This window comes from Synechococcus sp. R5-15 (assembly GCF_047462035.1).
Classification (GTDB): Bacteria; Cyanobacteriota; Cyanobacteriia; order Thermostichales; family Thermostichaceae; genus Thermostichus.
Map to the genome: position 1 here is coordinate 1 of NZ_JANSIK010000001.1, position 7327 is coordinate 7327.

Annotated in this window: 9 protein-coding genes and 1 pseudogene; 3 read left to right on the plus strand and 7 right to left on the minus strand. The window is 56.1% G+C overall.

Annotation, left to right across the window (positions count from 1 at the left end; translation table 11 throughout):
* Positions 1 to 266 precede the first annotated feature (266 nt).
* The 3 genes and pseudogenes from NW839_RS00005 to NW839_RS00015 all read right to left on the minus strand — a co-directional run.
* Positions 267 to 432 (minus strand): annotated as a pseudogene (locus tag NW839_RS00005) (RNA-guided endonuclease TnpB family protein); the annotation flags it as partial.
* A gap of 94 nt (positions 433 to 526) precedes the next feature.
* The gene (locus NW839_RS00010; protein WP_414352024.1) at positions 527 to 1348 is read right to left on the minus strand and encodes an amino acid ABC transporter permease; all 822 of its coding nucleotides are present in this window, start codon (positions 1346 to 1348) and stop codon (positions 527 to 529) included.
* The gene (locus NW839_RS00015; RefSeq protein WP_414352025.1) at positions 1345 to 2208 is read right to left on the minus strand and encodes an ABC transporter substrate-binding protein; all 864 of its coding nucleotides are present in this window, start codon (positions 2206 to 2208) and stop codon (positions 1345 to 1347) included. The genes NW839_RS00010 and NW839_RS00015 overlap by 4 nt, the downstream gene beginning before the upstream one ends.
* A gap of 428 nt (positions 2209 to 2636) precedes the next feature.
* Between NW839_RS00015 and NW839_RS00020 the strand changes: the two genes are divergently transcribed.
* The 3 genes from NW839_RS00020 to NW839_RS00030 all read left to right on the plus strand — a co-directional run bounded on the left by NW839_RS00020 (position 2637) and on the right by NW839_RS00030 (position 5021).
* Positions 2637 to 3584 carry a sugar phosphate nucleotidyltransferase gene (locus NW839_RS00020; RefSeq protein ID WP_414352029.1) on the plus strand — a complete coding sequence of 316 codons (948 nt, stop codon included), beginning with the start codon at positions 2637 to 2639 and terminating at the stop codon, positions 3582 to 3584.
* 49 nt (positions 3585 to 3633) lie between these two features.
* On the plus strand, positions 3634 to 4344 hold the full coding sequence (locus NW839_RS00025) for a class I SAM-dependent methyltransferase (RefSeq protein ID WP_414352026.1): 711 nt from the start codon (positions 3634 to 3636) through the stop codon (positions 4342 to 4344).
* 134 nt (positions 4345 to 4478) lie between these two features.
* Positions 4479 to 5021 (plus strand): NYN domain-containing protein, encoded by a 543-nt coding sequence (locus tag NW839_RS00030; RefSeq protein ID WP_414352027.1) that lies wholly within the window; start codon positions 4479 to 4481, stop codon positions 5019 to 5021.
* Here the strand turns inward: NW839_RS00030 and NW839_RS00035 are convergent.
* The 4 genes from NW839_RS00035 to NW839_RS00050 all read right to left on the minus strand — a co-directional run bounded on the left by NW839_RS00035 (position 5018) and on the right by NW839_RS00050 (position 7177).
* Positions 5018 to 5245 carry a hypothetical protein gene (locus NW839_RS00035; RefSeq protein ID WP_414352028.1) on the minus strand — a complete coding sequence of 76 codons (228 nt, stop codon included), beginning with the start codon at positions 5243 to 5245 and terminating at the stop codon, positions 5018 to 5020. The two genes, NW839_RS00030 and NW839_RS00035, sit on opposite strands and share 4 nt — an antisense overlap.
* Before the next feature lie 106 nt (positions 5246 to 5351).
* Positions 5352 to 6230, minus strand: a complete 879-nt coding sequence (locus tag NW839_RS00040) for a dienelactone hydrolase family protein (protein WP_414343271.1) — start codon at positions 6228 to 6230, stop codon at positions 5352 to 5354.
* 399 nt (positions 6231 to 6629) lie between these two features.
* Positions 6630 to 7031 carry a YraN family protein gene (locus NW839_RS00045; protein ID WP_414343270.1) on the minus strand — a complete coding sequence of 134 codons (402 nt, stop codon included), beginning with the start codon at positions 7029 to 7031 and terminating at the stop codon, positions 6630 to 6632.
* 23 nt (positions 7032 to 7054) lie between these two features.
* Complete coding sequence (locus NW839_RS00050) at positions 7055 to 7177, minus strand: hypothetical protein (protein ID WP_011429573.1); 123 nt, start codon at positions 7175 to 7177, stop codon at positions 7055 to 7057.
* Positions 7178 to 7327: the final 150 nt, after the last annotated feature.

A 7327-nucleotide genomic window follows, 5' to 3' on the forward strand; every position in this document is an offset into this window, starting at 1 on the left:
AACTTCCGCATTCCTCCCGACACTGACCCTACGGGTACAGTGCGGGGCTCCTGCGATTTCTAGCTGACGAACAGCTTTAAGTTGCATCGCTTCCTAACTTCCCTCTTCCCCTGGGAGTGGTCGCGGAAGCAGCGCGGAACGCTTGGGGAGTGTCCCAATCCAGTTTGGAATGGCTATGGCTTGCATGGCGAAGCCATACACTGTTGCCCAGGGCTGCAGCGATTGCATCCTGCTCGTTGCCAAACAGAATGGCAGTATCCCGCAAAGCTCTGATCTCTGACGCTGCGAAACTTCGGGTCTTTGCTCTCTCGAAAGGCCAACCCTGCCTCTTGAATGGCGTTCCGCTTGAGGTGGCAGGGATCCTCTTTCACCCACTGCGGCAGGTCAGTGCAGGATGATGTCCCCCAGCTTTCTGGCTGTTTTTGGAGCCCCCTGCTATCGCGAACGGCACAGCCGGTCTTTGTGGGCAACCACAAACGTATGCAAGCAGACACCAAAGTAATGGCCGGATTAGAGTCAGGCTCCTCTAGCGGGCCAGGTACCGTTCCAAGCGTCCCTGGAAAAATGACAAGATCAACGTCAGCAGCCAGTACCACAGCGCTGCCACCACCAAAGCCTCGAAGAAGTGCTGGCGCGGCAAACCTGCCTGTCGAGCCCGGCCCATCAACTCCTGCAAAGCAATGGCACTGGCCAGGGCAGTGTCTTTCTGCATGGCGATGAATTGATTGCCAATGTCGGGTAGGACAATTCGGAAAGCTTGCGGCAAAATGATGCACCACAGGGTTTGCCAGGGCTTAAGCCCCAGGGCATAGGCAGCTTCCCGCTGCCCGACGGGAATGGCTTGGATCCCGGCCCGGAAGATCTCGCTCATGTAGGCGCCATAGTTCAGGCTCAAGGCCAGCACTGCCGAAGTGAACGAGCCGAACACCAGGCCCAGTTGCGGCAAAGCCTGGTAGATAAACAAAAACTGCAGGAATAGAGGTGTGCCCCGCATCAGCGAGACATAGAGAGCAGAGAGGCTGCTTAGAGGGGCAATTTGGGAGAGCCCCGCCAGCGCCGACAAAAAGGCCAACGTGGTAGCGCAGAGGATGGAGACCAAGGACAGTTGAAAAGTAGTGCCCACCCCTTGCGAGATGAACCACCACCACTCTCGCACAAAGTTGCCGTTGAGACGCAAGGTACGGATGGGGATCCCGGCCAACTCCAACTGTACCCCGCTGAAGGTGAACAGCAACAACAACAGCCACAGAACCAACCACAACCCCTGTGCCACCGGGAACGGGATCCCTTTTCGAACCCGAGGCGGTGGGTAAATCGGCTGCTCCAGTGGGATAGAGTCTTTGCTCACTCAGCTTTTTTCGTCAGATCAACGCCGTAATACCGCTTTGAGAGAGCCGTCAGCGTGCCGTCGGCGTGCATGGATTCTAAAATTTCGTTGATTTTGGCTTGTAAGCTCTCAGAAGGGGCAGGGCTGGAGCGATCCAAGGCCACAGCCAAGGCTTCATAGTAGACTGGATTCCCCAGAGTTTTCAGGGGCAGCCCTTCCCGAATGGCATTTTCAACCGTCGGCAAAGCCGTCAAGACTGCATCCAAGCGGGTGCCATCCCCCAGTGCCAAGTCCTGCAGAGCCAGGCTATCGGTGTCGTAGATGCGAATGTCCACCCGCGGGGCTGGAACTTGGATGGTCTCTCCTTCCAGGGTGAGGTTGCCCTCCAGGTAAGCTTGGTAGGTGGTGGCGGTGCCCACCCCAACTCGCTTTCCTTCCAAAGCGGCGATATCGGTCAGGGTCGAGGCTTGGTGGACCACGAAGCTGGCGGGGGTGTAGTAGTAGGGAATGGTAAACAGCAGAGCTTTCTGGCGCTCGGCAGTCACGGTCATCGACCCGACATTGACATCCCAGCGGCCATTCCAAGATCCGGCGGTGATGACATCAAAGTTGATATCCAAAAACTCAGCCTTTACCCCCAAGCGCTTGGCGATCTCGCGCGCCACATCCACGTCAAATCCTTCCCAACTGCCGTCGGGATTGAGGTAGCTCTGAGGCCGGTAATTGGAGTCGGTGGAAATCCGGAGCACCCCCCGCTCTTGAACTTGAGCCAACAAATCGCTACCTTGGGCCAGCAGGGATCCCTGGTGTGTGCCTAGAGCCCAGCATCCGGCCAGGGTCAAGCAAAGGGCTTGTAGGGATCGGCGTCGAGAAACAGACATCGGCGAAACCTCAGATGAAGGTGAAGGGCAAACCCATTGGAATCCATCCAAGCTATCCAAGGCTGTCACAATTCCCGTTGCAAGGTAGTATCACCTGACACTGCCGCTTTGGGTGGCTATTCCCGACTGGGGCGAGCGGGTCGCAATTCTCCAAACATGCTCTAAAAAAGGCAAATCAACTGTCTCAGGATTGAGCTTATGAATCCCAATTGAGATTGAAATATCTCCTCCAGAAAGGCATCCCCTGAGACTTGCGATCAAGACTCGTGCTGTGTTGCCCGGGGGGGCAATCCGTATCCCTCTGTGGGCAACGGAGAATCGACGTTCTGGGTAGCAGAAAACATTTGGCTCGACCCAATGGATCCCCCTTAGCAATTGGGCGGAGAGGATGTCAATATCTTTGGAAGAGAACGGGGTTGAGGGTGGTTATGCAAGCGGTGATCTTGGCGGGTGGGAAAGGAACTCGCTTACGGCCTTTTACCTTTTTGCAGCCTAAGCCTTTGTTGCCCCTCCTGGATGTGCCCTTTTTGGAATGGCTGATCGGGCGCTGCCGCCGAGCCGGCCTGACAGATATTTTGCTCAGCGTGGGTTATCTGGGCCAACAAATTGAGGCTGCTCTGGGAGATGGCGCTGCTTTGGGGGTGAAGCTCCGCTACATTCCCGAAGAGACGCCTTTGGATACGGCAGGAGCTTTGGTGCTGGCTCAGCCCTATTTCACCGGGGATCCCTTGGTGGTTTTCAATGCCGACATCCTCACGGATCTGGATTTGCAGGCGTTGATGCAATGTCATGTGCAGAGCAAGGCCATGGCCACCCTCACCCTCGCCCGCGTGGAAGATATCACCGCCTATGGCCTGGTGGAAGTTGGGGAAGAGGGCCAGATCCAATCTTTTCGGGAAAAACCCACCCCTGCAGAAGCCCTCACCCTCACCACCGACACGATCAACGCCGGCACCTATGTCTTGGATCCGGCCATTTTTAAAGACTACCCCAGTGGGGATCCCCTCAGCTTTGAGCGGCGTGTCTTCCCCGATTTGCTCAGGCAAGGGCACCGGCTGCAAGCTTATCTCCACACAGGCTACTGGCGGGATCTGGGCACGCCGGCCAGCTATTACCACGGCCAACTGGACATTCTTCTGGGCCGAATGACGGATTTTCCCCTGGAAGATGTGCAGCAACAGGCGCCGGGGATATGGGTGCACAAAACGGCTGAGATCCATCCCAGCGCTCAACTGCACGCCCCCTGCTACATTGGCGCCCACACCCGGCTGGGATCCCAAGCTCAGATTCCAGCAGGCACCATCCTCGGCAGCCACAGCTGGGTAAATGGATCCCTGCAGCCGGGAGCCTACGGGCCGAGAGTCCTGGTAGTGTAGGTTAAGTGCAAGTTAAGTTCACGACCATCCAGGACAAAGCCATCAGCAAATGGAGCTACCACAAACCGGGGAACGCTGGGATCCCTACCTTGCCTCTGTGGCTGCTCGCTTTAATCGGGAGCTGGAAATTCAACTGGGTCGGCCAGGTTGGCAACTTCCCCCAGACCTGGAGCAACTGCCTTTTTGGCAAGCCCAGCAGCGGGATCACCTGCAAGAACGCCTCGGGATCCCCTTTTGGCAACTGCGTGCCCCCAAAAAACGGGAAGCCTGTTTGGATTTGGGCTGTGGGGTAAGCTTCCTGACCTATCCCTGGAACGATTGGCAAGCCTACTTTTACGGCCATGAGCTGAGCGGTGAGATTGTGCGCTTTATTCGCTCGCGGGCACCCCAGCTTAACTCCAAGCTGTTCAAGTCAATGCAACAGGGATCCGCCCACCATTTGGAAAACTACGAGTCGGAGCAATTTGATCTGGCCATTGCCACCGGATTTTTGTACTACTACCCGATTGAGTACTTCGACGCGGTTTGGGCAGAGTTGATGCGAGTGTTGCGACCGGCTGCACCTGTGATTATTGAAGTGGTCAATCCCGACTCGGTGTGGGCGGAACAATGGGGCCTCATCGAGCTATTCAAAGGCACCGAACCGACTTTCACCCCCCTAACGGAGTGGGAGCGGCGCATCGCAGCCTTGGGGGGCAAAATTCAGAAACAGGCCAGTGGCGAACTGTTCACCACCTATTGGATTCAGCGCAGACCGTGATCTGCTCACAACCGGGAAAGTATCGGAGCATTCGGAGTAGTGGGGTAACCTTTAAGGCTGGGTACTAAGATTAAAAATAAGATAAAGATTAAGATTAAGAAGTGTGATCCCGGACAGGGGATCCACCGCCATCCATGCAAGCTTCCTCTTCCACCTTCCTCTTGGTTGATGGCTACAACATCATCGGAGCTTGGCCCACCCTGAACCAGTTGGCGCGTCGCTCCCTGATGGAATTGGCCCGTCTGCGCTTGGTGGAATCTTTGGCCAACTATGTGGCCTTCCGGGGCTACCAGGCGACCGTGGTGTACGATGCCTACGCCCAACCCACTCCAGCCCGGCAAGAGCGCTCCCCTTCGGGTATCGAGATCCTGTATACCTCCTATGGCGAGACCGCCGACAGTTGTATTGAACGGCTGTGTGCCCAGTTGCAGAGGGATGGGTGTCGGGTACGGGTGGCTACCTCCGATCGTGTCCAGCAGTTGGTGATTGGCGGCTACAACGCCGAATGGGTCTCGGCAGAACAACTGTGGGATGAAGTGCAGCAGGCCCAGCAGCAGATCCGGCGCGTCCAACCAAAACGGCTATCGAGCAAGCGGGGCATTGATGCCTACTTGGATGCAGATACCCTCTCGCGCCTAAACCGCTGGCGGCTGTCCGGCCAAGATCCCATGCGCTAAATGCCATCGTAGGGAACGGTGGGAGCTCCATACCAAAGATGCTCTTCATCTGGCGAGGCAGTGGGCAACTGCTCCTGTGAAGGATCCGCCGGAGCCAGCTCCCGCTCATCCACCAACACCAGCACCCGCACAACTCGATTTTTGGGCAATTGTTCCTGCGCCTTCATGGGCAAAATCAGTTGACCTTGGCTGTCGGTACGGGCCCAGAACTCATGTGCTTTCATGCTGTTTCCCTGAGATGGCTAGGAATATACCAGCTTGCCCCAAGCTCTGCCTTCGGCGCAGTCAAAAAAAGACTCCGTCCTGCCGACGGGAACAGATGAGATCCCATCATTGAGACCGGGATCCCTGGGCCAAGCCGTGTTCTCGAAACCAAGCCTGCAACCGTTCCCAAGCGTCACCAGCCGCTTCTGGGCGATAGGTGGGGCGATAATCGGCAAAAAAGGCGTGGGGAGCATCCGGGTAGATGATCAACTGCGATGGATCTCCGCAAGCTTCCAGAGCTGACTTCATTTGCTCCACCGTTTCCAAGGGAATGCTGGTATCTGCACCACCATACAAACCCAACACAGGTGCCTTCAGGCTGGCTGCCACATCCAGCGGATGCCTTGGGGTTAAGAGTGTGGACTCTCCCACCAAACGACCGTACCAGGCAACACCCGCCTTCAAGCCGGGTCGGTGAGCCGCGTACAACCAAGTGATTCGACCACCCCAGCAAAAGCCAGTAATGCCCACCCGCTCTGGATCCGCACCTGAGTTGCCAATTGCCCAATCCACCGCCGCATCCAAATCCGACATCACCTGAGCATCGGGCACCTGGGAGACGATGGCGCGAATCTCCTCAAGGCTCTGCAGCTGAGAAACATCCCCCTGCCGGAAAAACAGCTCGGGAGCCACTGCCACATAGCCCAACTTCCCCAAGCGGCGACAAATGTCTTGAATGTGTTCGTGTACACCAAAGATCTCTTGCACCACCAAAACCAGTGGAAAAGGGCCAGAGCCGGTCGGCTTGGCACGATAGCCAGGGATCTCGCCATCTGGGGTGGGAATGGTGACGGGGCTGGCTTCCAATCCTTCGCTATCGGTGATGATGGTTTGGGCAAAGATCGGCTGTACTGCCGAGGCAAACCCAGCAGCGACGTTGGCCAGCTTCAACTGACGGCGCTTCCAGCTGCTGGAGGATCCCCCCTTGGGTTGCTCCGCATACATAGGCCCAATCCTCAAAAACACAAACCCCTCTTCTCAGGATAAACAATATTTTGTCTGTAAAGATTCTTTCTACTGACAGTCTCGATGCAAATCTTGCCTATCCTGTCTGAGATCTGCATCGTAGAGCTGTTAAGATCGGCTCGGCACAGCGATGCTGATCAACGGAAATGCAACTCAAGAGACAGTTAAAAATCAGTTAAAAACCGGAAATCTTTGGGTTAAGCATTTCAAGAAGCATCGATGCCATCTCGCACTTTGGAGCTTATTTGGCAGTTGCCGAAATTGTTGGATGATGGCAGCGTTGGGCAGAGCCAAAAAGACAAACTGAGCGTTTGGCAATAGCGGCAAAACGGCAATTGTACTGGTGCAGATGGCCTTGACAAGTGAGATAAGTTTGCTTCAACAAATCTCAAAAGCCGCTGGCAGGTAGTCAACCAAAGCATAGCTTACCCCTTCCCCAGAGGCCCGACGTTCTATCAGCGCAACATCAAAACGGCAGGACAACTCGGAGAGGTGGGGATGCTGGCTCAAGAAGGCTTGGGCAGCCCGGATCAAGCGTCGCTGCTTGGGGATCCCAACCGCCAAAAGCCCGCCTCGATCCCAGCTACCGGGGCTACGGGTTTTCACCTCTACGAAAATCAGCACATCAGCTTTGTGGGCAACCAGATCCAGCTCGCCCCAAGGGCAGCGCCACCGCTGGGCCAGGATCTGCCAGCCCTGCTGACAGAGATATTGCCGCACCCAGCCCTCGCCGACGTTGCCTGTATTCTGGAGGGAAGCCCTTCTGGGCAAGGGATCCATAAAAAAATCACCAGCGCCCGCCTCTAATGAGCAGAGCCATTGCCGTGATACTTGTCGGTGTCGTAAAAGCCGTTGCGGGTGCCGAAGTAGAAACTTGCCAGAGAGAGGACAAGAGCAACCCCCACCAAGACTAACTTTGCATCCACGTGGTTTTCCCCTGATTTTCTCCTCAACCGTGATCATAATAGCCTGCCGCTCCTTCACAATCCTCTGGTAAGCGATGCGCGGCAGTAAACTACCCGACCCTGACTGCTTCGCAGTACAGGGCGGGCTTTCGGTAGCCCTGCAGTTGGCAA

Coding starts and splice junctions, on each gene's coding strand:
- NW839_RS00015 (WP_414352025.1), bottom strand. CDS start 2,208: ATGTCTGTTTCTCGACGCCGATCCCTACAAGCCCTTTGCTTGACCCTG.
- NW839_RS00020 (WP_414352029.1), top strand. CDS start 2,637: ATGCAAGCGGTGATCTTGGCGGGTGGGAAAGGAACTCGCTTACGGCCT.
- NW839_RS00025 (WP_414352026.1), top strand. CDS start 3,634: ATGGAGCTACCACAAACCGGGGAACGCTGGGATCCCTACCTTGCCTCT.
- NW839_RS00030 (WP_414352027.1), top strand. CDS start 4,479: ATGCAAGCTTCCTCTTCCACCTTCCTCTTGGTTGATGGCTACAACATC.
- NW839_RS00035 (WP_414352028.1), bottom strand. CDS start 5,245: ATGAAAGCACATGAGTTCTGGGCCCGTACCGACAGCCAAGGTCAACTG.
- NW839_RS00040 (WP_414343271.1), bottom strand. CDS start 6,230: ATGTATGCGGAGCAACCCAAGGGGGGATCCTCCAGCAGCTGGAAGCGC.
- NW839_RS00045 (WP_414343270.1), bottom strand. CDS start 7,031: ATGGATCCCTTGCCCAGAAGGGCTTCCCTCCAGAATACAGGCAACGTC.